Source organism: Micromonospora sp. WMMA1976 (assembly GCF_027497335.1).
Taxonomy (GTDB): Bacteria; Actinomycetota; Actinomycetes; order Mycobacteriales; family Micromonosporaceae; genus Micromonospora; species Micromonospora aurantiaca.
Genome location: NZ_CP114912.1, coordinates 5,430,222 through 5,452,926, shown reverse-complemented (window position 1 = coordinate 5,452,926; position 22,705 = coordinate 5,430,222). Strand labels below are relative to the sequence as shown.

Annotated in this window: 20 protein-coding genes; 13 read left to right on the top strand and 7 right to left on the bottom strand. The window is 73.0% G+C overall.

The window, feature by feature from the left end; genetic code table 11:
* Nucleotides 1-95: 95 nt before the first annotated feature.
* Nucleotides 96-1,124 carry an ABC transporter substrate-binding protein gene (locus tag O7546_RS25010; protein ID WP_194801409.1) on the top strand — a complete coding sequence of 343 codons (1,029 nt, stop codon included), beginning with the start codon at nt 96-98 and terminating at the stop codon, nt 1,122-1,124.
* Between the two features lie 163 nt (nt 1,125-1,287).
* On the top strand, nt 1,288-2,058 hold the full coding sequence (locus O7546_RS25005; RefSeq protein ID WP_269698162.1) for an ABC transporter permease: 771 nt from the start codon (nt 1,288-1,290) through the stop codon (nt 2,056-2,058).
* Nucleotides 2,059-2,230: 172 nt separating this feature from the next.
* Here O7546_RS25005 and O7546_RS25000 read toward each other — a convergent pair whose 3' ends face one another.
* Complete coding sequence (locus O7546_RS25000) at nt 2,231-3,412, bottom strand: ABC transporter substrate-binding protein (protein ID WP_194801407.1); 1,182 nt, start codon at nt 3,410-3,412, stop codon at nt 2,231-2,233.
* A 447-nt stretch (nt 3,413-3,859) separates the two neighbouring features.
* On the opposite strand from O7546_RS25000, the gene O7546_RS24995 reads away from it, so the two are divergent.
* The 4 genes from O7546_RS24995 (at nt 3,860) to O7546_RS24980 (ending at nt 8,340) form a co-directional block, all read left to right on the top strand.
* Complete coding sequence (locus tag O7546_RS24995) at nt 3,860-6,913, top strand: nitrate- and nitrite sensing domain-containing protein (protein WP_194801406.1); 3,054 nt, start codon at nt 3,860-3,862, stop codon at nt 6,911-6,913.
* On the top strand, nt 6,910-7,317 hold the full coding sequence (locus O7546_RS24990) for a roadblock/LC7 domain-containing protein (protein ID WP_013288588.1): 408 nt from the start codon (nt 6,910-6,912) through the stop codon (nt 7,315-7,317). Before O7546_RS24995 ends, O7546_RS24990 begins: the two co-directional genes overlap by 4 nt.
* Nucleotides 7,318-7,379: 62 nt before the next feature.
* Nucleotides 7,380-7,742, top strand: a complete 363-nt coding sequence (locus tag O7546_RS24985) for a DUF742 domain-containing protein (RefSeq protein ID WP_013288587.1) — start codon at nt 7,380-7,382, stop codon at nt 7,740-7,742.
* A complete protein-coding gene (locus tag O7546_RS24980) occupies nt 7,723-8,340 on the top strand; it encodes an ATP/GTP-binding protein (protein ID WP_013288586.1) in 618 nt (205 codons plus the stop codon). The genes O7546_RS24985 and O7546_RS24980 overlap by 20 nt, the downstream gene beginning before the upstream one ends.
* An 11-nt stretch (nt 8,341-8,351) precedes the next feature.
* Here O7546_RS24980 and O7546_RS24975 read toward each other — a convergent pair whose 3' ends face one another.
* Genes O7546_RS24975 through O7546_RS24955 form a run of 5 tightly spaced genes read right to left on the bottom strand, consistent with a single transcriptional unit; the run spans nt 8,352 to nt 15,805 of the window.
* On the bottom strand, nt 8,352-9,440 hold the full coding sequence (locus O7546_RS24975; RefSeq protein ID WP_194801405.1) for a uroporphyrinogen-III synthase: 1,089 nt from the start codon (nt 9,438-9,440) through the stop codon (nt 8,352-8,354).
* Nucleotides 9,440-9,787 carry a nitrite reductase small subunit NirD gene (gene nirD / locus O7546_RS24970; RefSeq protein WP_194801404.1) on the bottom strand — a complete coding sequence of 116 codons (348 nt, stop codon included), beginning with the start codon at nt 9,785-9,787 and terminating at the stop codon, nt 9,440-9,442. Before nirD ends, O7546_RS24975 begins: the two co-directional genes overlap by 1 nt.
* On the bottom strand, nt 9,784-12,315 hold the full coding sequence (gene nirB / locus O7546_RS24965; RefSeq protein WP_194801403.1) for a nitrite reductase large subunit NirB: 2,532 nt from the start codon (nt 12,313-12,315) through the stop codon (nt 9,784-9,786). The genes nirD and nirB overlap by 4 nt, the downstream gene beginning before the upstream one ends.
* Nucleotides 12,312-13,787 carry an FAD-dependent oxidoreductase gene (locus tag O7546_RS24960; RefSeq protein WP_281600095.1) on the bottom strand — a complete coding sequence of 492 codons (1,476 nt, stop codon included), beginning with the start codon at nt 13,785-13,787 and terminating at the stop codon, nt 12,312-12,314. The genes nirB and O7546_RS24960 overlap by 4 nt, the downstream gene beginning before the upstream one ends.
* Nucleotides 13,784-15,805 carry a molybdopterin oxidoreductase family protein gene (locus tag O7546_RS24955; protein ID WP_281601184.1) on the bottom strand — a complete coding sequence of 674 codons (2,022 nt, stop codon included), beginning with the start codon at nt 15,803-15,805 and terminating at the stop codon, nt 13,784-13,786. The genes O7546_RS24960 and O7546_RS24955 overlap by 4 nt, the downstream gene beginning before the upstream one ends.
* 236 nt (nt 15,806-16,041) lie before the next feature.
* Here O7546_RS24955 and O7546_RS24950 point away from each other — a divergent pair, with 236 nt between their 5' ends.
* The 7 genes from O7546_RS24950 (at nt 16,042) to glmM (ending at nt 21,452) form a co-directional block, all read left to right on the top strand.
* Complete coding sequence (locus tag O7546_RS24950) at nt 16,042-16,737, top strand: class I SAM-dependent methyltransferase (protein ID WP_269697653.1); 696 nt, start codon at nt 16,042-16,044, stop codon at nt 16,735-16,737.
* Between the two features lie 73 nt (nt 16,738-16,810).
* Nucleotides 16,811-17,068, top strand: a complete 258-nt coding sequence (locus O7546_RS24945; RefSeq protein ID WP_030501570.1) for a DUF6364 family protein — start codon at nt 16,811-16,813, stop codon at nt 17,066-17,068.
* Complete coding sequence (locus O7546_RS24940) at nt 17,058-17,351, top strand: type II toxin-antitoxin system PemK/MazF family toxin (RefSeq protein WP_091426307.1); 294 nt, start codon at nt 17,058-17,060, stop codon at nt 17,349-17,351. The genes O7546_RS24945 and O7546_RS24940 overlap by 11 nt, the downstream gene beginning before the upstream one ends.
* Before the next feature lie 123 nt (nt 17,352-17,474).
* A complete protein-coding gene (locus O7546_RS24935; RefSeq protein WP_194801399.1) occupies nt 17,475-18,842 on the top strand; it encodes a nitrate/nitrite transporter in 1,368 nt (455 codons plus the stop codon).
* Nucleotides 18,843-19,051: 209 nt separating this feature from the next.
* Nucleotides 19,052-19,495 carry a 50S ribosomal protein L13 gene (rplM, locus tag O7546_RS24930; RefSeq protein WP_013288574.1) on the top strand — a complete coding sequence of 148 codons (444 nt, stop codon included), beginning with the start codon at nt 19,052-19,054 and terminating at the stop codon, nt 19,493-19,495.
* 20 nt (nt 19,496-19,515) lie between these two features.
* On the top strand, nt 19,516-19,980 hold the full coding sequence (rpsI, locus tag O7546_RS24925) for a 30S ribosomal protein S9 (protein ID WP_018784602.1): 465 nt from the start codon (nt 19,516-19,518) through the stop codon (nt 19,978-19,980).
* Nucleotides 19,981-20,096: 116 nt separating this feature from the next.
* Nucleotides 20,097-21,452 (top strand): phosphoglucosamine mutase, encoded by a 1,356-nt coding sequence (gene glmM, locus O7546_RS24920; RefSeq protein ID WP_194801398.1) that lies wholly within the window; start codon nt 20,097-20,099, stop codon nt 21,450-21,452.
* Nucleotides 21,453-21,496: 44 nt separating this feature from the next.
* Here the strand turns inward: glmM and O7546_RS24915 are convergent, their stop codons facing one another.
* A complete protein-coding gene (locus O7546_RS24915; protein ID WP_281600094.1) occupies nt 21,497-22,681 on the bottom strand; it encodes a pyridoxal phosphate-dependent aminotransferase in 1,185 nt (394 codons plus the stop codon).
* Nucleotides 22,682-22,705 lie beyond the last annotated feature (24 nt).

Here is a 22,705-nt window from a genome sequence, read left to right as displayed (position 1 = left end):
ACGACGGTCCAGTCGGCCGAACCCACGTGCCGACCCCGTCGGACCCACGACCCGACCGGCGAAGAAGTCCTGGTCGGAAAGGACATGGTGCACTGATGAGAAGGCTGACCCGCACGGTCGCCGCCGCGGCTCTGGCCACCGCCCTCGCCCTGGTGGGCGGCTGCAGCAGCGACTCGGACAAGTCCGAGAGCGGCGGCGGCAACGGCGCGGCGCTGGAGAAGGTGACGTACCTCACCTCGTTCGGCAACTTCGGGCGTGACTCCTACGCCTGGGTGGCGAAGGACAAGGGCTTCTTCAAGGAGGCCGGTTTCGACGTCGACATCAAGCCCGGTCAGGGCACCGGCTCCGTGATCCAGACCATCACCGGCGGCCAGGCCGACTTCGGCCCGATCGACCTGACCGGTGGCATCCTCCAGCTCGGCAACGGCCAGGCGAAGGACTTCGTGGCGGTGGCCGCAATTCAGCAGCGCACCATGGCCGCGATCGTCACGGTCGAGGGCAAGAACATCGCCACCCCGAAGGACCTCGAGGGCAAGAAGCTCGCCGACACCCCGACGTCCGTCGTGCGCAACCTCTTCCCGACGTACGCGCGGCTCGCCGGCATCGACGGCAGCAAGGTGACCTGGGTCAACGGTGAGGCGCAGGGCCTGATCGGCATGCTCGGCTCGGGCTCGGTGGACGGCATCGGCCAGTTCGTCGTCGGCCAGCCGACGGTGGAGACGGTGACCAAGAAGAAGCCGGTCGTCCTGCCGTACAGCAACGTGATGCAGGACCTCTACGGCAACGCGCTGATCACCTCGTCGAAGATCGCCAAGGAGAAGCCGGAGATGGTGAAGAAGTTCACCGCCGCGCTGCTCAAGGGCCTGGAGTACTCGCTGGCCCACCCGGACGAGGCGGCCGAGATCCTGAAGAAGAACGTGCCGGCCGCCGTCCCGGCCGCGGCGTCCGCCGAGCTTCAGCTGATGGCCGCGTACGTGCGGTCGAGCAACTCCGGCACCGCGATCGGCACGCTGGACAGTGGCCGGGTGGCCAAGAGCATCGCGCTGCTGCAGGGCGCCGGTGCGCTGAAGCAGAACCTCACCCCGGACCAGATCATCGACTTCAACCTCGCGCCGAAGGCCTGACCGGCCCGCTCGGGCCAACGGGGGTGCGACCCGCCGGACACCCCGGTGGGGCGCACCCCCTTCGCGTGCCGGTCACACCGACCGGCGCAGAGAGGAGGACACGTTGACACAGTCGACCGAGGCCCGGCCGGAGGCGCCGCCGCGCCCGGCGGTCCGGCGCGGGATCGCCGTACGCCCGGCGGCGGTCGGGCTGCCGGCGCTCGGCCTGGTGATCGCGGTGGCGGCCTGGTGGCTGGTCACCTCGGGCCTGAACCTGGTGCACCCGGCCGCGCTGCCCCCGCCGCAGGCGGTGGGGAAGTCCCTCGCCGGCACCACCGAGGTGCTGCTGCCCGCGCTGGGCATCACCACCTGGATGACGGTGTTCGGCTTCCTGCTCTCGTCGGTGGCCGGGGTGCTGATCGGGATGGCACTGGCCGCCTCCAGCCGGGTGGAACGGATGTTCGCGCCGCTGCTGGTGGCGGTGAACGCGGTCCCGAAGATCGCGTTCGGGCCGCTGCTCGTGGTAGCCGTGGGCTGGGGGCAGAAGCCGATCCTGACCATGGTGTTCCTGCTCTGCTTCTTCCCGATCGTGCTCTCCACCGCGACCGGACTGACCACCACCCCGGCGGACCTGGCGGAGCTGGGCCGGTCACTCAACGCCTCGTGGTGGCAGTCGTTCCGCAAGGTGCGCTTCCCGGCGGCGCTGCCGCAGATCTTCGTCGGTCTCAAGGTGGCCATGCCGCTCGCCGCGATCGGCGCGGTGATCGGGGAGTTCTACTCGGACCGCCCGGGCCTGGGTTACCAGATCCTCCAGTACAACGGCGTCGGCGACACCGCTACCGCGTGGGCGGCGATCGTGCTGGTGGCGCTGATGAGCATCGTGCTCTACGCCGCACTGAGCCTGGTCGAGCGCCTGGCCCTGCCCTGGGTGAAGGCCACCACCTCAGCCCGCTGACACCCCGAGACGAAAACCCGACGTCGACCGAGCACCCAGAAGGAAACCTCAACCCGCGGGTGCCGGCGGCCCACGACAGGTTTGGCCCCACCGCAACCGGCGCAGGGATCAAGCTTGACCGCCCGGAGCCGGTTGCGGTGGGGCCACACCCCCACCGCAACCGACCAAGCGATCAGCCGGCCAGCCGCCAACGACCACCACGGGCCACCAGCGTCGTCAACGCCTGCGGCATCAGCCCGGAGTGGTTGTCCGGCGTCATCCGGATCGGCCCGGAGAGCCCATCGAGCTGCGACGTCTCCAGCACGTCGCGCAGCCCGTCCCGGTCGACCTTGCCCGGCTCGCCGCCGGCCTGCAGCTCGGCGTCGGCGATCAGCTGGACCGCGTCCGCCGCGAAGGAGGAGAAGCCGTTGTAGCCGCCGAACCGGGCGGTGTAGTCCTGGAACCACTGCCGTCGCGCGGCCTTGGCCGGGGTGGTGGCGATCACGTCGTCGATCACCATGGTCTGGGTGAAGATCAGCGTGGCCTCGTCCGTGGAGCGGGCCGAGGGGCCCAGGAAGAGGTCACCGGCGGCCGTGGCGTCGAAGAACAGCGACCCGCGGAACTTGCTCTGCCGTGCCGTGGTGGCGGCGAGCATCGCCTGCTCCGGCGTGGTCCACAGGACCAGTGCCTGCGGCTTGCGGGCGACCAACTCGTTGATCTGCGTGCCGACCTCGGTGTCGGTGACCCGCACCGACTCGTTGGCGACCAGCTTCACGGAGGTCTTGCTCAGCTCACGGCGCAGGGCGGCGAGCCCTTCCTGGCCGTAACCCTCGGCGCTGTGCAGCAGCGCCACCTTGCGGATCTCGCGCCGCTCCAGTTCCGCGGCGAGCGCGGCGGCGCTGTCGGTGGCGTTCGGGGCGAGCTTGAAGACATATCGGCGCTCGGCCACCGGCTCGGTGATGTCGCTGGACGACCCCAGTGCGATCGTCGGAATGCGCTTCTCGCCGATCGTTCGGGCCGCGCCGACGGCGCATTCGTTGCAGCCGCCCATGATGACCGCGCTCACGCGTGAGTCACCGCTGAAATCATTGATGTTCCGCAAGGATTCCGCGGCATCCGAGCGGTTGTCCTTGACCCGCAGATCGATCTTCCGGCCGCCCAGTGCGCCGGAGGCGTTCAACTGCTCGACCTTCAGTTGCAGAGCCCGTTGGTAGACCTTGCCGACCGGCGCCGACGCGCCGGAGAGTTCCAGGTCGGCGGCGATCACGATCGGGCTGGTGTCCTGCGGTTCCCCGCCGATCCCGCAGCCGGTGAGCGTGGTGGCCAGCACGGCCGATGCGAGCGCCGCGATGCTCGCGGAGCGGATGGGGCTCAACTCAGTCCTCCAGGTGCGGCGCGGGCCGACGCCCGATCACCGCCGCTCGTCCGTCCTCAGTGGAGGAACGGGATTGGTTTGCCGTACGGTGTGCGCGAAGCCTGCAAAACCTTGCCAATGCCGGGGCCTGTGGTCAAGCCGGGCTGACGAGTGCTGTTTCGGGACAGCCATCCCACATGCTGGGGACACGGAACATTAACTGACAATTACTGCACAGATGCGCGTGACCACTCTGGAGTGACATCCCCTGTTCAGGGGGTTGGAGAAAAGAAGGTATTAGGTGATCGGATCCCGGGATGCGTCGGCCGCGACCGTTTCCTGCCTCACTGCGGCTTCCCAAACAGGATCTCGTCTGATGAAATCGCGGCCGTGCCGCGCGTGGCGCTGGCCGCTGCACCAGGCACGGGTCAGCGGGTCGCGCGTGGAAGAAACGACGGAGGCGATGTCGTGAGCACCGGACCTACGACCCTGCCCGGGAGCCCCAACGCCGAACAGCGGAACCGGCGCCGGCGCCTGCCCAGGCTGCGCGACGCGCGGATCCGCTCCAAGCTCGCCCTCATCCTGGTCGTTCCGGTCGCCGCTGTCATCGCACTGGCAACTATCCGACTCGTTTCGGTCGGCGAGGGCGCGTACGAGGCGGACCGGGTCCGGTCGCTGAGCGCGGTGTCCGTCGACATCGCGGCGCTCACCCAGGACCTGCACAAGGAGCGGATGGCGGCGGCGGTCTTCCTGGCCGACCCGAACCAGAAGCCGGACGCGTACAACCTGCGGGTGCGCCAGACCGACGAGCGCATCGCGGCGTACCAGGACGAGCGCGGCAAGCTCGGCGACGTGTCCGGCGCGATCAGCAACCAGCTCAAGGTGATCGACGCCCACCTGTCCACGTTGAACGGCACCCGCCAGGAAGTGCTGGACCGGCTGCAGATGCCGGTGGCCGAGGCGAGCCTGCGCTACGGCATCGTGCTCGACGACCTGGTCGCGTACAGCGACGCGCTGGCCCAGCAGCCGGGCGCGGACAGCCTGGCCGACGCCCGCCGCGCGGTGGCCGCGTTCGCCCACGCCAAGGCCCAGGTGGCCGAGGAGCAGGCGGTGGCCTTCACCGCCCTCGACGGCGGGCAGGTCGGCGAGGAGCAGTTCTCGTCCTTCGTGGCCACGCTCACCGGTCAGCAGGAGGCGCTGCTCACCTTCTCCCGGACCGCGACGCCGGGCCAGCGGGCCCTGGTGGACCGCACCGTCTCCGGTGACGCCGTCCAGCTCGCCGACCGGGTCGCCGGCGACGTCTCCCGGTCCATCGGGCGTCCGGCGCTGGTCACCCGCGACGAGGCGTCGGCCGCCATCGGCGCGGTCGACGACCTGATGCGGTGGGCCGAGATCCAGCTCCTGGACGAGATGCTGGCCGACGCCGACGAGGCACGCGCCGACGTGATCCGGCAGGCGATCGTGGAGAGCCTGCTCGTGCTGCTCACGCTCGCGGTCGCGGTGACGCTCGCCGTGGTGCTGGCCCGCTCGCTCAACGACTCGCTGCGCCGGCTGCGCGAGGGCGCACTCGCCGTGGCCAACCACGACCTGCCGGACGCGGTGAGCCGGTTGCAGAACGTCAACGCCATCGGTGACGGCGGTGTGGACGAGATCGTCCAGCAGGTACGGGACCCGATCAAGCTGAGCAACCGCGACGAGGTCGGTCAGGTGGCGGTGGCCTTCAACGTGGTCCACCGCGAGGCGGTCCGGGTCGCGGCCGAACAGGCCGCGCTGCGGACGAGCGTCTCGGCGATGTTCCTCAACCTGGCCCGCCGCTCGCAGAGCCTGGTCGACCGCATGATCGGCGAACTGGACGCGATCGAGCGGTCCGAGGAGGACCCGAAGCGGCTGGCGCAGCTGTTCGAGCTGGACCACCTCGCCACCCGGATGCGCCGCAACGACGAGAACCTGCTGGTGCTCGCCGGCGCCGACTCGGCCGTGCCGCGCCGCGACGACGCGCTCCTGGTCGACGTGCTGCGCGCCGCGCAGTCCGAAGTCGAGCTCTACAACCGGATCGAGTTCGGCACCGTCGACACCGACATCTCGGTGGCCGCGCACGCCGTCAACGACGTCGTCCGGCTGGTCGCCGAGCTGCTCGACAACGCAACCCGGTTCTCGCCGCCGAACACCACTGTGGTGGCCGACGGCCGCCGGATCCGCGACTATGTGCTGATCCAGATCGAGGACCGCGGTCTGGGCCTCAGCGACGACCAGCTCGACTCGCTCAACCGGCGCCTGGCCGCGCCGCCGACCGTCGACGTGGCCGCGTTCCGGCTGATGGGTCTGGCCGTGGTCAGCCGGCTCGCGTCCCGCTACGGGATCCGCGTCGAGCTGCGCCGCAACGTCGAGGGCGGCACCGTCGCCCAGGTCACGCTGCCGAACTCGACGGTGGTGCTGCCGGCCAACCGGGGCCAGGCACCGCTGACCCGGCCGCGTCAGCCGCTCGCCGTCGAGCAGTCCCCGCTCAGCCAGGTCGGCGCCGGTGACGCGCTGGCCGGAGCCGGGCGGGGCGCTGCCACCGCGACGCTCGCCGACCAGTGGCGCGGGGCGACCACCGCCCCGCCGTCCCGGTGGCAGACGCCCGCCGAGACGCGCGACACCACTCCCGCCGTACAGCTGGGTGGGGCGACCGGCGCGCTGCCGACTGTGGCGGCGCCCGCCCCGGTGGCCGCGGCGCCCGCCGCGCCGGCTCCGGTCTCCGGAGCGGGCTGGTCGGCCGGCGGGCCGACGGTGGCGTACCCCGCGCTGGACCCGCTGCCCAAGCGGACGCCCGGTGTCGAGTCGGCGCAACCCGCGACCCAGGCCGCACCTCCGGCCTACCAGCCGCTCGCCGCGGCGCCGGCGGTGGAGAGCACCCCGGCGACGCCGGTGGTGGCCCGGCCCGAGCAGCGGGCCGAGGCGCCGATATTCCGTGAGATGGAGGCGGTCTGGTTCCGTTCGCACGGAGAGGACGAGACCACCATCTTCACCCGTCCCACGTTCGACGAGCCGCCCGCGCCGGCACAGCCGGCGGTGGCGCCCCCCGCGGCGTCGGCGCGTCCGAAGCTGCCCACCCGTACCCCGGGGGCCCAGGCGTCGGGGCTGACCACGTCGACGACGCCGCCCGCGTACAGCCCGCCGGAGGTTCCGTCCACGCCGCCGGCGGCCGCGACGCCGCCCCCGACGCCACCCGCCGCCGAGCCCGCGCCCGCGCCGTCGATCGACCCGGAGGCCTGGCGTACGGCGGCCGACGAGGGCTGGTCGCGGGCCAGCCGTGCCGCGGAGCCCACCACCGGCGGGACCACCCGCTCCGGCCTGCCCAAGCGGGTTCCGCAGGCCCAGCTCGTGCCCGGCGGAATAGAGCCGAAGAGCGGCCGGGACCGCAGCCGGCGCACGCCGGACGAGGTACGCGGTCTGCTCTCCGCCTACCACCGTGGCGTCCAGCGGGGCCGTACGGCCGGCGCCGACCTGAACAGCACCTCGACCAAGGAGACGAACCGATGAACAGGCCGGCGGCCATGCAGGACATGGGGTGGCTTCTCACCAACTTCGCCGACAGCGTTGCGGGCATCGCGCACGTGGTGGCGGTGTCCGCGGACGGGCTGCTGCTCGCCTCCTCGCGGGATCTGCCCGGCGACCGGGCCGACCAGCTCGCCGCGATCACCTCCGGCGTGGTGAGCCTGACCGAGGGCGCGGCGCGGATGTTCAGCGCCGGTGGGGTGCTGCAGACCGTGATCGAGATGGACAGCGGCTACCTGTTCCTGATGTCCATCAGCGACGGTTCGTCGATGGCCGTGCTCGCGGCGCGCAGCTGCGACGTCGGCCAGGTGGGTTACGAGATGGCACTGCTGGTGGAGCGGGTCGGCCAGGCACTGGTCCCGCTGCCGAGGGACGCGGTCCGGTCCTGATCGGAGCGGGGAGCTGACGACCGGAGCCGGTGCGGCTCCGAACGAGGGGAGGTGATCGCGAGATGGACCCGCGACGTGATCCACGTGGCGCGCTGGTGAGGCCGTACGCGGTCACCCGGGGCCGCACCGAGCCGTTGCAGAACATCGCGCTCGAAGCGGTGCTGTCGAGCACGCCGACGCAGTCGGCCGAGGCGCGCTTCGCCGGGCACGACAAGTACCGCATCTCCTCGGTCTGTGAGGGCCGGGCGCAGTCGCTTGCGGAAATCGCCGCTTACACCCGGATGCCGCTGGGCGTCACCCGGGTGCTGGTCGCCGACATGGTGGCCGAGGGCCTGCTGACGCTACACACTGCCGCTCCCGCGACGGGTTTCGCGGCGCGGATGAACCTGCTTGGAAGGGTGCTAAGTGGACTTCGCGAACTATGACCCCGACGGGGTGAACCGCGGCCGGGAGATCATCTCCGCGAAGATCGTGATCGCGGGTGGCTTCGGCGTGGGTAAGACAACGCTCGTCGGGGCGATCTCCGAGATCCAGCCGCTGACCACCGAGGCGCTGATGACCGCGGCCGGCGTGGGAATCGACGACGCGTCGAAGGTGCCGGGCAAGGAGACCACCACGGTCGCCATGGACTTCGGCCGTATCACGATGGCCGAGGACCTGATCCTCTACCTGTTCGGCACACCGGGCCAGACCCGCTTCTGGTTCATGTGGGACGAGATCATCAGGGGCGCGGTGGGTGCGGCGGTGCTCGTGGACACCCGCCGGATCACCGACGCGTTCGCGCCGCTGGACTACTTCGAGAACCGCAAGCTGCCGTACGTCGTGGCGTTGAACCGCTTCGGCGACGCGCCGCACTACGAGCTGGAGGAGGTCCGGGAGGCGCTCGCCATCTCCCCGGACGTGCCGATGGTCCTGTGCGACGCCCGTCAGCGGGACTCGGTCAAGCAGGTGCTGGTCACCGTGGTGGAGCACGCCATGCTCCGCCTCCAGGCCGAGCACGGCTACCCGGCCTCCGTGGGCTGACCGCCTGCGGGTCAGTCGACCCGCAGGCGGTACCCCCGCTTGACCACCGTCTGCACCACGCGGGGCGCCTTCAGCCCGGCTCGCAGGCGGGCGACAGCCATCTCCACCGCGTGCTCGTCGGCGCCGCGCGGCAGCGTCCGCAGCAGCGCGGTGCGGGAGAGCACCTTCCCCGGTGACGCGGCGAGTGCCCGCAGCACCGCCATCGGCGCCGGCGCCAGCTGACGCAGCTCGCCGTCCACCACCGCGGCGTGCCCGCGCAGCGTCAGGACGTGCCCGGCCGCCTTCACCGAGACGGTACGCCGGGGCAGTTCCTCGACGATGGTGCGGACCAGCGCGCCCAGCCGGGCCCGGCTCGGTGCGCTCACCGGCACCCCGCGGCGGACCAGCGGCTCGGCGGTGACGGTGCCGACGCACCCGGCCAGCACGTCACCGCGCAGCGCCTCCAGCACCGTCTCGGTACGGTCCCCGGCCGCCCGCAGCAGCGCCTCGGCCGCCGGGGCCGAGGTGAACGTGACGGCGTCGACGAGCCGCCCGGCCACCAGGTCGATGAGCCGGTGCAGCGGCGCCGGGTCGGCCGGCGGCGCCCACCGGTACACCGGCACCTCGATCACCGTGGCGCCGGCCGCCACCAGCGCGTCGGCGCACTCGGGCTGCCGCTCGCCGTGCAGTTGCATCGCCACCACCTGGCCGGCCACCCCCCGCCGGACCAGGTGCTCGACCACCTCGTCGCAGCTCTCCGAATCCGGTGACCAGTGCTCGCGCAGCCCGGCGGCACGGATCGCGCCGGTCGCCTTCGGGCCGCGGGACACCACGTAGGCGCGGGCGAGCGTGCTGCGCAGCGGCTCGGCCAGCCCCCAGCCCTCGGCCGCCTCCAGCCAGCCGCGCATGCCGATGCCGGTGTTCGCCATCAGCACGTCCGGCGGCTGTTCCAGGCAGGCCCGGGTGGCCTCACGCAGGTCCGTGTCGTCGGCCAGCGGGACGATCCGTAGCGCCGGGGCGAGCACCACCCGCGCCCCACGCCGCTGGAGCAGCGCGGCCAGTTCGTCGCGCCGCCGGTCGGCGGTGACCCCGATGGTGAAGCCGGCCAGCTCGTCCCGCATCATTCCTCCTGCCGTAACCGCACCTCGACCAGGCCGTCCCGGCAGCGCACCGGATGCCGGCGCAGCGTCACGCCCGGTAGGTCCAGGCACCGTCCCGTGGTGAGGTCGTAGACCTGCTTGTGCAGCGGCGAGGCGAGCGTGGGCACCCCGCCCCGGCTGCCGACCAGCCCCCGGGACATGACGTACGCGCCGCCGACCGGGTCGAGGTTGTCCACCGCGTACAGCCCGTCCGCGGTGCGGAAGACCGCCACCTGGACGCCGTCGACGAGCGCGGCCACGCCCCGGCCGGGGTCGAGCCGGTCCAGCGGGCAGACCGGGGTCCAGTCCAGCGTGACGACGGGGCTCATCGGCGTACCTCCGGCAGGCCCAGCACGACGGGCTGGCGGCGGTGTCCGCCGTCCGGGGGCGCGCCCCGGGCCGGCACCGGCTGGCCCCGTTCCTGGGTGAACGTGATGGACGGGTCGGGTACGTCCGGCGCGTTGACGAACGAGGTGAAGCGGCGCAGCCGGTCCGGGTCCTCCAGGACGTCGCGCCACTCGTCGGAGTAGCTCGCGACGTGCCGGGCCATCGATGCGTCGAGGTCGGCGCAGAGCCCGAGCGAGTCGTCCACGAGCACCGACCGGAGGTGGTCCAGGCCGCCGTCCATGGCCTCGATCCAGGCGGCGGTGCGCTGCAACCGGTCGGCGGTGCGGATGTAGTACATGAGGAACCTGTCGATGAGCGTGACCAGCTCCGCCGTGCTCAGGTCGGTGGCGAACAGGTCGGCGTGCCGGGGCCGGAAACCGCCGTTGCCGCCGACGTACAGGTTCCAGCCGCTCTCGGTGGCGATGATCCCGAAGTCCTTGCTCCGGGCCTCGGCGCACTCGCGGGCGCAGCCGGAGACCGCCGACTTGAGCTTGTGCGGCGCGCGCAGGCCCCGGTAGCGCAGCTCCAGCGCGACGGCGAGCCCGACCGAGTCCTGGACGCCGTAGCGGCACCAGGTGTCGCCGACGCAGGACTTCACGGTGCGCAGCGCCTTGCCGTAGGCGTGACCCGACTCGAAGCCCGCGTCGACGAGCCGCCGCCAGATCTGCGGCAACTGGTCGACCCGCGCGCCGAACAGGTCGATCCGCTGCCCGCCGGTGATCTTCGTGTACAACCGGAAGTCCCGCGCCACCTCGCCGATCGCGATCAGCTTCTCCGGGGTGATCTCCCCGCCGGGGATCCGGGGCACCACCGAGTAGCTGCCGTCGCGTTGCAGGTTGGCCAGGAAGTGGTCGTTCGTGTCCTGGAGCGACGCCGCCTCGCCGTCGAGCACGTGCCCGGTGCCGAGCGAGGCCAGGATCGAGGCCACCACCGGCTTGCAGATGTCGCACCCGCCGCCGCGCCCGTGCTCGGCGACGAGCCGGGAGAACGTGCTGATGCCCCGCACCCGGATCAGGTCGAACAGCTCCTGCCGGCTGTGGTCGAAGTGCTCGCACAGCGCGGTGGACTGGCGTACCCCGGCGGCGTCCAGCAACTGCTTCAGCATGGGCACGCAGGAACCGCAGCTCGTACCGGCCCGGGTGCACGCCTTCAGCGCCGGCACGTCGGTCGCCCCGCCGGCGATCGCCGCGTCCAGGTCGGCCCGGGTCACCGCGTTGCAGGAGCAGACCTGCGCGGTCGCGGGCAACGCGCCCGCACCGGCGCCCGCGCCGCCGGCCGGCGCCAGCAACGCCAGCGGGGGAGCGGGCAGCGGCCCGCCGACACTGGCCCGCAACGCCGGGTACGCGCTGGCGTCCCCGACCAGCACGCCGCCGAGCAGCGTCCGCGCGTCGTCGGAGAGGACCAGCTTCGCGTACGAGCGGGTGGCCGGGTCGGTGTACGTCACGTCGAGGCAGCCGGGGGTGACGCCGTGCGCGTCACCGAACGACGCCACGTCCACACCGAGCAGCTTGAGTTTCGTGGCGGTGTCCGCGCCGGGGAACGTCGCAGCGCCGCCGAGCAGCCGGTCCGCGACCACCTCGGCGGTGGCGTACCCGGGCGCGACGAGTCCGTGGCAGACCCCGTCGACCGCCGCGCACTCGCCGACCGCCCAGATCCGCTCGTCGGCGGTCCGGCAGGACGCGTCCACCAGCACGCCGCCGCGCGGGCCCAGCGGCAGCCCGGCCGCGCGGGCCAGCTCGTCACGTGGCCGGATCCCGGCGGCCACCACCACCAGCTCCGCGTCGACCGCACGGCCGTCGGCCAGGTCGAGCGCGGCGACCGAGCCGTCCGGCCCGGGGCGCAGCGCCGTGGTGGCCACCCCGAGGTACGGCGTGACGCCCAGCTCCTCGACGTACCGCCGGAGCATCGCCCCGCCCGCCTCGTCCACCTGCACCGGCATGAGCCGGGGCGCGAACTCGACCACGCTCGTGGTGAGCCCGAGCAGCCGCAACGCGTTCGCCGCCTCCAGCCCGAGCAGCCCGCCGCCGATCACCGCGCCGCTGCGGCGGCCCCGGGCGTGCTCCCGGATCGCGGCCAGGTCGTCCAGCGTCCGGTAGACGAAGACGCCTGGCAGATCGGTGCCGTCGACCGGCGGCACGAACGCGTACGAGCCGGTGGCCAGCACCAGCGCGTCGTACGGGTACTCGCCGGCCGCCGTGGTCACCACCCGCCGTGCCCGGTCGACGCCGGTGGCCGGTTCGCCCAGTCGCAGGTCCACACCGGCGTCGGGGGTGTGCAGGTTCAGGTCGCCGGCGTCCACCCCGTCGAAGACGGCCGAGAGCCGCACCCGGTCGTACGCCGGGCGACGTTCCTCGGCGAGCACCGTGACCCGCCACCGTCCGTCGGTGTCCCGGGCCCGCAGCGCCTCGACGAACCGCTGCCCCACCATGCCGTTGCCGACCACGACCAGCCTGCTGATTCGCTCGGTCATGACGCCACCTCCACCGTCTCGCGTACCTCGTCGGTTGTGGACGGATCCGCCTCGGCGAGCCAGGCGGCGATGCCGGCCACCGCGTCCCGGCAGCTGCCGCAGCCGGTGGCGGCCCGGGTCGCCACGGACAGCTCCGCCGCCGTCCGGGCGCCTGCCCGCCAGCACGCCACCAGCGCGCCCTTGCTCACGTCGTTGCACCGGCACACCGTTGCGGCGTCCGGCATCAGCGCCGGTGACGCGGCCGGTCCGGCCGGCGCCTCGCCGAACGCCCGGCCGAGCAGCAGCGAACGCCGGTCCGCCGGCACCGGCGCGCCCCTGTCGAACAACTGCACCACCGTGCCGACCGCCGGGTTGTCGCCGAGCAGGATCGCGCCGGTCAGCCGCTCGTCCCGGATGCGCAGCCGGGCGTAGGTGCCCCGGGCCGGGTCGGCGAAGGTCAGCTCCTCGACCGGCGGCCCGTCCGGGTCGCGGGTCCCGTCCACGTCGCCCATCGCGGCCAGGTCGATGCCGGCCGCCTTGAGCCGGGTCACCGCCGGCCGGGGCCGGTACCGGGCCAGCGGGTCCGCGCCGGTCAGCACGTCGGCCACCACCCGGGCCTGCGCCCAGGCCGGCGCGACGAGCCCGGTCAGCGTCCCGTCGTGCTGGGCGCAGTCGCCGATCGCGGAGATCCGCCTGTCGCTCGTCCGCATCCGGTCGTCAACCACCACGCCCCGCTCGACGGCGAGTCCGGCCGCCGCGGCGAGCGCGGTGTCGGGGCGTACCCCGCAGCAGAGCACCAGCAGGTCGGCGTCGAGCGGCTCGGCGTCGGCCAGGTGCAGGCGGACGCCGGTGGCGCCGGCGCTCACGGCGGTGGCCGGCACCCCGAGCCGGGACCGGACGCCCAGGCCGGCGAGCGTGCCCGCGAGTACCGCGCCGGCCGGCGGGTCGAGCTGACGTTCCATCAGGTGCCCGACCGGGTGGACCACTGTCACGTCGAGACCCCGGGCGGCCAGCCCTCGGGCCGCCTCCAGACCCAGCAGCCCGCCGCCGAGCACGATCACGCGCCGCGCGCCCTCGGCGGCGGCGAGGATCCGCCGGCAGTCGCCGAGCGTGCGGAACGGGACCACCCGCTCGGGCAGCGGGGCGAGGCCCGGCAGCGGCGGCACCACGGCCCGGCTCCCGGTGGCGAGCACCAAGTGGTCGTATCCGTGTCGCTCGCCGTCGTCGGTGACCACCTCGCCGGCGGCCCGGTCCACGGCGGTGACGGCCGCGCCGGTGCGGACCTCGACGCCCGGCCCGACGGCTTCGACCAGTTCCACGTCCGGCTCGCCGATACGTCCGGCGAGCAGCGTGGAGAGCATGATCCGGTTGTACGCGCGGTGCGGCTCCGCCCCGAGCACGGTGATCCGCCGGTCTCCGCCGCGTGCGTGCAGCTCGGCGGCGAGCCGGGCGCCGGCCATGCCGTAGCCGACGACGACGATGCGTTCGCTCATGCCGGCTCCACCCGGACCGCGCAGATCTTGAACTCGGGCATCCCGGAGACCGGGTCGAGCGCGTCGTTGGTGACCGAGTTGGCGCGTTGCGCGCCCGGCCAGTGGAACGGCGCGAAGACGGTGTCCGGCCGGATCGCGGTGCTGAGCCGAGCCGGTGCGCACAACTCACCCCGGCGGGAGACCACCCGTACCGGTGTTCCCTCGGCCACGCCGATCCGTGCTGCCAGGTCCGGGTGCAGCTCGACGAAGCCGCCCGGCGCGGCGCGGCGCAACGCGGCCACCCGCCGGGTCTGCGCACCGGACTGGTATTGAGCCAGCACCCGGCCGGTGGTGAAGTGCAGCGGGTAGTCGGCGCACACCGGTTCGGCGGCCGGCCGGTGGGTCACCGGATGGAACCGGGCCCGGCCGTCCGGGGTGGGGAAGTGGTCGGCGAACAGCCGGGGCGTGTCCGGGCCGTCCCGGTCCGGGCAGGGCCAGAAGACGCCGGTGTCGGCGTCGATCCGGTCCCAGGTGATCCCGGCGTAGTCGGCCGGCCCGCCGGCCGAGGCCCGGCCCAGCTCCGCGAACACCTCGCGCGGATCGGCCGGCAGCGGCGTCCCGCCCCCGCTCAGCCGTGCGGCGAGCGCGGCGAGGATCTCCAGTTCGGTACGGACCCCGGCCGGTGGCTCACGAAGCGCCCGGCGGCGCAGCACCCGGCCCTCCAGATTGGTCATCGTGCCGTCCTCCTCGGCCCACTGGGCGACCGGCAGCACCACGTCGGCCAGCTCGGCCGTCTCGGAACGGACGAAGTCCGCCACCACGAGCAGATCCAGGGCGCGCAGCCGAGACTCGACCCGCGCGGCGCGGGGCGCGGACACGACCGGATTGGAACCGAACACCAGCAGCGCCCGCGCGCCGGACGGCGTGCCGAGCGCGTCCAGGAGCTGGTAGGCAGGCACCCCCGGCCCGGGTAGCGAGTCCGGTCCGACGCCCCACACCCCGGCGACGTGCTCGCGGGCCGCCGGGTCGTCGATGCGCCGGTAGCCGGGGAGCTGGTCGGCCTTCTGCCCGTGTTCCCGCCCGCCCTGCCCGTTGCCCTGCCCGGTCAGGCAGCCGTAACCCGAGCCGGGGCGGCCGGGCAGGCCCAGGGCGAGTGCCAGGTTGATGAAGGCGGTGACCGTGTCGACGCCCTTGGCGTGCTGCTCGGCGCCCCGGGCGGTGAGGACGACAGCGCGGTCCACAGTGGCGAGGGCGCGGGCGGTGGCGTACAGGTCGGCCACCGGCACGCCGGAGAGCCGTTCCACCTCCGCCGGCCAGTAGCCGGCCACCGTCCGCCGGACCTCGTCGAAGCCGGTGGTCCGCTCCGCCACGTACGACCGGTCCAGCCAGCCCTCGGTGAGCGCGATGTGCAGCAGCGCGTTCGCCACCGCGAGGTCGGTGCCGGGCAGGGGTTGCAGGTGCAGGTCGGCCTGGCGGGCGGTCGCGGTGGCACGCGGGTCGACCACGATCAGCCGGCCGCCGCGTTCCCGCAGGTCGGTGACGTGCCGCATCAGCGGTGGCATGGTCTCGGCCGGGTTCGCGCCGACCAGCAGCAGCGTGTCCGCGCGGCCGAGGTCGGCGAGCGGGAACGGCAGCCCACGGTCGATCCCGAACGCCCGGTTCCCGGCCGCGGCGGCCGACGACATGCACCAGCGCCCGTTGTAGTCGATGTGCCGGGTCCGCAGCGTCACCCGGGCGAAGCGACCGAGCGCGTACGCCTTCTCGTTGGTGAGGCCGCCGCCACCGAAGACCGCCACGGCGTCCGGCCCGTACCGGTGCTGCACGTCCCGGACCCCGGCGGCGACGCGGTCGAGCGCCTCGTCCCAGGTCGCCGGGCGCAGCTCGCCGCCGGGCCGGCCGCGCAGCAGCGGGGTGGTGAGCCGGTCCGGGTGGTCGAGCAGGTCGGCGGCGGTCCAGCCCTTCTGGCACAGCCCGCCGCGGTTGGTGGGGAAGTCGCGGGCGCTGACCTCGACACCGTCACGGGTGGCCCGCAGCACCATGCCGCACTGCAAGGCGCAGTACGGGCAGTGCGTGGCGGCCTCGGCGGGGCGTGAGCCCGTTCGCGTCGCCGTGCGTGCACCGTCTGTCATGTCGGAAAAGCGTGCCGTCGGGCGGTTTCCGGTCCGGGTCTGCTCTGTTTCGGTCCTGTCACGAGCGCTTCACACCGCACGCGCGTGACGAGACGTTCCGCAGGGCTTAGAATGTGAGACAACAATCTCATATAACGGGAGGCACGATGAGCGTGGCGGACGCGTTCGACGCGGTGGCCGGCAGCTACGACCAGGCCCGACGCCGCCTGGTGCCCTGCTTCGACGCCTTCTACGGCACCGCTGTCGAAGTGGCCGCGCCGCCGCTGCGCGCCGCGCTCGCCGCCGGGCGTACCCCCGAGGTGCTGGACCTGGGCGCGGGCACCGGCCTGCTGTCCCTGCTGCTGACCGCAGCCGTCCCCGGCGTCCGCCTGACGCTCGTGGACGGCGCACCCGGCATGCTCGCGGTGGCCGCCGCACACCTGGAGAAGCGCGGCGTGGCGCACCGGACGGTGCACGCCGACCTGGCCGGCCCGCTGCCCGCCGGCCGGTACGACGCGGTGGTGTCCGCGCTGGCCATCCACCACCTCGACGACGAGGGAAAACAGGCGCTGTACGAGCGGGCCGCCGACGCGCTCGTCCCCGGCGGGGTGTTCGTCAACGCCGAGCAGGTCGCCGGGCCCACCCCGGCGCTGGACCGCCGCTACGACGAGGTGTGGACGGCGCGGATCACCGAGCTGGGATCCGACGCCGAGGAGATCGCCGGCGCCCGGGAGCGGATGCGGCACGACCGGCCGGCCACGGTGGCAGACCAGTGCCGGTGGCTGACCGAGGCGGGTCTGGTGGACGTGGACTGCTTCTTCAAGGAATGGCGTTTCGCGGTCTTCGGCGGCCGGCGTACCTGAGACCGCTGTCCGTTTCCCTGATCGGCGGGGACGAGGATGACTGGTGGTCATACCGCTGGGTAGTCTTCCTGGCATGACCGCCAAGGTGACGCTGTCGTTCTCCGACGAGACGATCGAGGAGGCTCGCCGGTTCGCCAAGCGGGAAGGGCTCTCCCTCTCCGCCTGGATGGACCAGGCCGCCCGGGAGAAGGCGCTGCGCGAGGTCTTCACCGCGCACGCCGACGCGGTCGGCCGTGCCGGCCTGGACCTGGAAGCCGCCGCCCTGGCCGACGCCCAGGAGGCCGCGCTCGTCGACGACGCCCTGTTCGGCGGGCGTCCGCGTGCTGCGTAGGGGCGAGGTCTGGCGCATCTCCGGCGCCCGGGAACGGTTCGGCCTGGTGATCAGCTCCGACGTCTACAACGCCACTGCGGTACCCATCGTGATCGTGGCCGAGGTAGTGGAGGAGTCACTGCTGCGCGACTCGCCGCTCGCCGTGCGGATGGGCGCGTACGTGGTGATGCCCGACCGGATCTCCTCACCGATGAAGAAGTGGTTCACCGAGTGCGTCGACGTGGCCGACACCGAGACCATGCAGCGGGTCGGCCGGGCGCTGCGGATCCTCCAGGAACTGTGACCGCCTCACCGGCGCGCTCCGGCGGACGTGCGCTCTCCGTTGCCGCGCCGACGCGCGCGGGGCACGCCGGGGAAACCACCGGCTGAGAGCGTCGCCTCGTCATCGACGAGGAGGAGTCCGTCAGTGAGCACGCTCGTTTCCGCACCCACCACGCCGCCGGCCACCACCGCCGGCCGGCTCACCGAATGGCGGCCGGAGGATCCGGCGTTCTGGGCGGCCGGCGGCGCCCGGGTGGCCCGGCGCAACCTGTACGTCTCGATCTTCGCCGAGCACGTCGGCTTCTCGGTGTGGAGTCTCTGGTCGGTGACGGTGCTGTTCCTCGGCCCCGAGTACGGCATCGATCCGGCCGGGAAGTTCCTGCTCACCGCCGTGCCGGCCGCGCTGGGGGCGGTGCTGCGGCTGCCGTACACGCTGGCGGTGGCCCGCTTCGGCGGCCGGAACTGGACCATCGTGAGCGCCCTGCTGCTGCTGGTGCCGGCGGTGCCGATGGCGGTGCTGATCGAGCCCGGGGTGTCGTACGCCACGCTGATGGTGCTGGCCTGCCTGTCCGGCGTCGGCGGCGGCAACTTCGCCTCGTCGATGGCGAACATCAACCTGTTCTTCCCCGAGCGGCTCAAGGGCCGGGCGCTGGGACTCAACGCCGGCGGCGGCAACCTGGGTGTACCGGCGGTGCAACTGGTGGGGCTGGCCGTGCTGGCGACCGCGGGCGCCGCGTACCCCCGGCTCGTGCCGGCGGTCTACCTGCCGCTGATCGTGCTGGCCGCGCTGGCCGCGGCCCGGTGGCTGGACAACGTGCCGGGGGCACGAAACGAGCCGGGCGCGCTGCGCGCGGCGGCCCGCGACCCGCACACCTGGGTGATGTCGCTGCTCTACGTCGGCACGTTCGGCTCCTTCATCGGCTTCGGGTTCGCCTTCGGCCAGGTGCTCCAGCTCCAGTTCCACGACCGGTTCCCGACGCCCGTGGACGCCGCCTGGCTGACCTTCCTCGGGCCGCTGATCGGGTCGCTGATCCGGCCCGTCGGCGGTCAGCTCGCCGACCGGCTGGGCGGGGCGCGGGTGACGTTCTGGAACTTCGTGGCGATGGCCGCCGGGGCCGGGCTGGTGCTGTACGCGGCCCGCGAGCGGTCCTTTCCGCTCTACCTGGCCGGGTTCCTGGCGCTGTTCGTCTTCTCCGGGATCGGCAACGGCTCGACGTACAAGATGATCCCGGCGATCTTCCGGGCCCGGGCCGTCGCGGAGAGCGAGCTGACCGGCGACCCGGAGGCGGCGCAGCGGCGGGCCCGGCGTCTGTCCGGGGCGGTGATCGGGATCGCCGGGGCGGTCGGGGCCTCGGGCGGGGTGCTGGTGAACGTGGCGTTCCGGCAGTCGTTCCTGACCTCCGGCACGGCGGACGCCGCGTACCTGGCATTCATCGCCTGGTACGCGCTCTGCTTCCTGGTGACCTGGGTGGTCTACCTGCGTCCGGGGCCGCGTACGCTGGCCGGCGTGTGACCTGTGCCATGACGAACCCGCAGGCCATGCGCGGCGCGACCCCGTTTTGACCTGCCACCGGGCGGCCGGGTATCGTTGCCTGCTGTTGTACGACATTCTTAGGCGTGCCGCATCAGGTACGCTTGGTCGTTCGTGCGCGCTGGTCCGGCTGGGTACTCCTGGTCACCTCGGCGCGCGACCCCAGACCGACGACGAGACAAGGTAGACCTGTGCGTACGTACAGCCCGAAGCCGGGTGAGATCGAGCGTCAGTGGCACGTCATCGACGCCTCTGATGTCGTGCTGGGCCGCCTGGCGACCCACGCCGCCACGCTCCTGCGTGGCAAGCACAAGCCGACTTTCGCGCCGCACGTCGACACGGGCGACTTCGTCGTCATCGTGAACGCGGGCAAGGTCGCGCTGACCGGCAACAAGCGTCAGACCAAGGTCGCTTACCGCCACTCCGGTTACCCGGGTGGCCTGAAGCGGGTCGGCTACGACGAGCTGCTGACCAAGCGGCCCGAGCGGGCCATCGAGCTGGCCGTGAAGGGCATGCTCCCGCACAACAAGCTGGGCCGTCAGCTTCTCAAGAAGCTGAAGGTCTACGCCGGTGCCGAGCACCCGCACACCGCGCAGCAGCCGGTGCCGTTCGAGATCAAGCAGATCGCGCAGTGAGCGCGGGCGAAGGAAGCAGCATGACCGACATCACCGCCACCGAGGTCGCCCCCGAGGCCACCGAGGCGCCGGCGCCCGTCGCGCGCGCGCCCCGTGGTGACCGCCCGATCCAGACCGTGGGTCGGCGCAAGGAAGCCATCGTCCGGGTCCGGATCGTCCCGGGCACCGGCAAGATCACCTGCAACGGCCGCGACCTCGAGGCCTACTTCCCGAGCAAGGTGCACCAGCAGCTCATCAAGGACCCGCTGGTCACCGCCGAGAAGCCCGAGGCGTTCGACGTGATCGCCAACCTGCGTGGCGGCGGCACCACCGGCCAGGCCGGCGCGCTGCGGCTCGCCATCGCCCGGGCGCTGATCGTCAGCGAGCCCGACGACCGCCCGGCCCTGAAGAAGGCCGGCTTCCTGACCCGTGACGCCCGGGTCAAGGAGAGCAAGAAGTACGGCCTCAAGAAGGCCCGCAAGGCTCCCCAGTACTCGAAGCGCTGATCACCACAAGCGTCTTGTACTTCTGACGGACGGCCGGTTCGCCTCCCCATCCGGGAGGCGGACCGGCCGTTCCGCGTTTTCTCCTCTCATCGGCAGTTCCACGGAGGTTGGCGGGTATGGGCCGGTTGTTCGGCACGGACGGCGTACGCGGGCGGGCGAACGCGGATCTCACCCCGGAGTTGGCGCTTGCGGTCGCGGTGGCCGCGGCCCACACGCTGGCCGAGACCGACAAGAGCCATCCGCCGCTCGCGGTGGTCGGCCGGGACACCCGGGCCAGCGGCGAGATGCTGGAGGCGGCGGTGGTCGCCGGGCTCACCAGCGCCGGCGCCAACGTGGTCCGGGTCGGCGTGCTGCCCACCCCGGCGGTGGCGTTCCTCACCGCCGAGGCCAAGGCCGACCTGGGCGTGATGCTCTCCGCCTCGCACAACCCGATGCCGGACAACGGCATCAAGCTGTTCGCGGCCGGCGGGCACAAGCTGCCCGACGAGATCGAGATGCGGATCGAGGAGGCGGTGAAGGCGAACGCCACCACCGCCTGGAAGCGTCCCGTCGGTGCAGGTGTCGGCCGCGTGCACGACCTGCTCGACGGCGCCGACCACTACGTGCAGCACCTGGTCGGCACCGTGCCGCACCGCCTCGACGGGATCAAGGTCGTGGTCGACTGCGCCAACGGCGCGGCCGCCGACGTCGCCCCGGTCGCCTACCGGGAGGCCGGCGCCGAGGTGATCGCCATCCACGCCGAGCCGGACGGGCTCAACATCAACGACGAGTGCGGCTCGAACCACATCGAGGCGCTGCGCGCCGCAGTGGTCGAGCACGGCGCCCACCTCGGCATCGCCCACGACGGCGACGCCGACCGCTGCGTCGCGGTCACCGCCGACGGCGACGAGGTCGACGGCGACCAGGTCATGGCGATCCTCGCGCTGGCCATGCGGGACGCCGGCGAGCTGACCCAGGACACCCTGGTCGCCACCGTGATGAGCAACCTCGGTCTCCGCCTGGCCATGTCCGAGCACGGCATCCGGCTGGTCGAGACCAAGGTCGGTGACCGGTACGTGCTGGAGGAGCTGCGCGCCTCCGGCCTGGCGCTCGGGGGCGAGCAGAGCGGCCACATCGTGCTGCCCGCGTACGCGACCACCGGCGACGGCGTGCTGACCGGCCTGCACCTGATGGCCCGCATGGCCGCGACCGGCACCTCGCTGGCCGAGCTTGCCGCGGTGGTCACCAAGCTGCCCCAGGTGCTGATCAACGTGCCGGTCGGGGACCGTACCGTCGGCGCCGCCGCACCGGCCGTCCGGGCCGAGGTCGAGCGCGCCGAGGCGGAGCTGGGCGAGACCGGCCGGGTGCTGCTGCGCCCGTCCGGCACCGAGCCGCTGGTGCGGGTCATGGTCGAGGCGGCCACCGAGGACACCGCGCGTGAGGTCGCCGAGCGCATCGCCGAGCACGTGCGGACCGCGAGCCCGGTCGCCTGAGCCACGCCGCCCGCCCGCTGGGGAAACTCCCTCCAGCGGGCGGTTCAGTCTCCGCGCAGACCACGCAGCCGGGTCACCGCCTCGGCCAGCACCTCCGGCCGCTTGCAGAACGCGAACCGGATCAGCCGGCGACCGGCCTCCACGTCGTCGTAGAACACCTGCGTCGGCACCGCCACCACGCCGCAGCGCTCCGGCAGCGCCCGGCAGAACTCCACCCCGTCCCGGCCGCCCAGCGGCGTGACGTCGGCGGTCACGAAGTAGGTGCCCTCCGGCGGGAGCACACCGAACCCGGCGTCGGCCAGCCCGGCGGCGAGCTGGTCCCGGCGACGTTGCATGTCGTCCCGGAACCCGGTGAAGTACGCGTCCGGCAGCCCGAGCGCCACCGCCACCGCCGGTTGCAGCGGTCCGGCGTTGACGAACGTCAGGAACTGCTTCACCCGCAGCACGGCGGCCACCAGCGGCGCGGGGCCGCTCACCCAGCCGACCTTCCAGCCGGTGCAGGAGAACGTCTTGCCGGCCGACGAGATGCGCAGCGTCCGCTCCCACATCCCCGGCAGCGTGGCCGGTGGTACGTGCGGCGCGGCGGCGTCGGTGAACACCAGGTGCTCGTAGACCTCGTCGGTGACCGCGTACACGTCGTGTTCCCGGCACAGCTCGGCCACCGCCGTCAGTTCGTCGGCGGTGAAGACCTTGCCGGTCGGGTTGTGCGGCGAGTTCAGCAGCACCAGCCGGGTACGCGACCCGAACGCGGCGCGCAACTCGTCCGGGTCGAACGCGTACCTGCCGTCGGGCCCGGGCCGTAGCGTCACCGGGCGGCGGACCGCCCCGGCCAGCGCGATCGAGGCGGCGTACGAGTCGTAGTACGGCTCGAAGCAGATCACCTCGTCACCCGGCTCGCACAGCGCGAGGATGCTCGCCGCGATCGCCTCGGTCGCCCCGGCGGTCACCACGATCTCGCCGTCCGGGTCGTACTCCAGGCCCCAGAACCGGCGCTGGTGCTCGGCGACGGCGGCGCGCAGCGCGGGGATGCCCGGACCGGGCGGGTACTGGTTGTGGCCGGTACGCAGCGCCTCGGCCGCGGCGGCGAGCATCTCCGGCGGGCCGTCGGTGTCCGGGAAGCCCTGCCCGAGGTTGACCGCGCCGGTACGCACTGCGAGCGCGGACATCTCGGCGAAGACGGTGGTGCCGAACGGCCGCATCCGGGCCACCAGGGGATCGGTCGTCGTCACGGCTGCGAGCCTACGGCCCGCCGC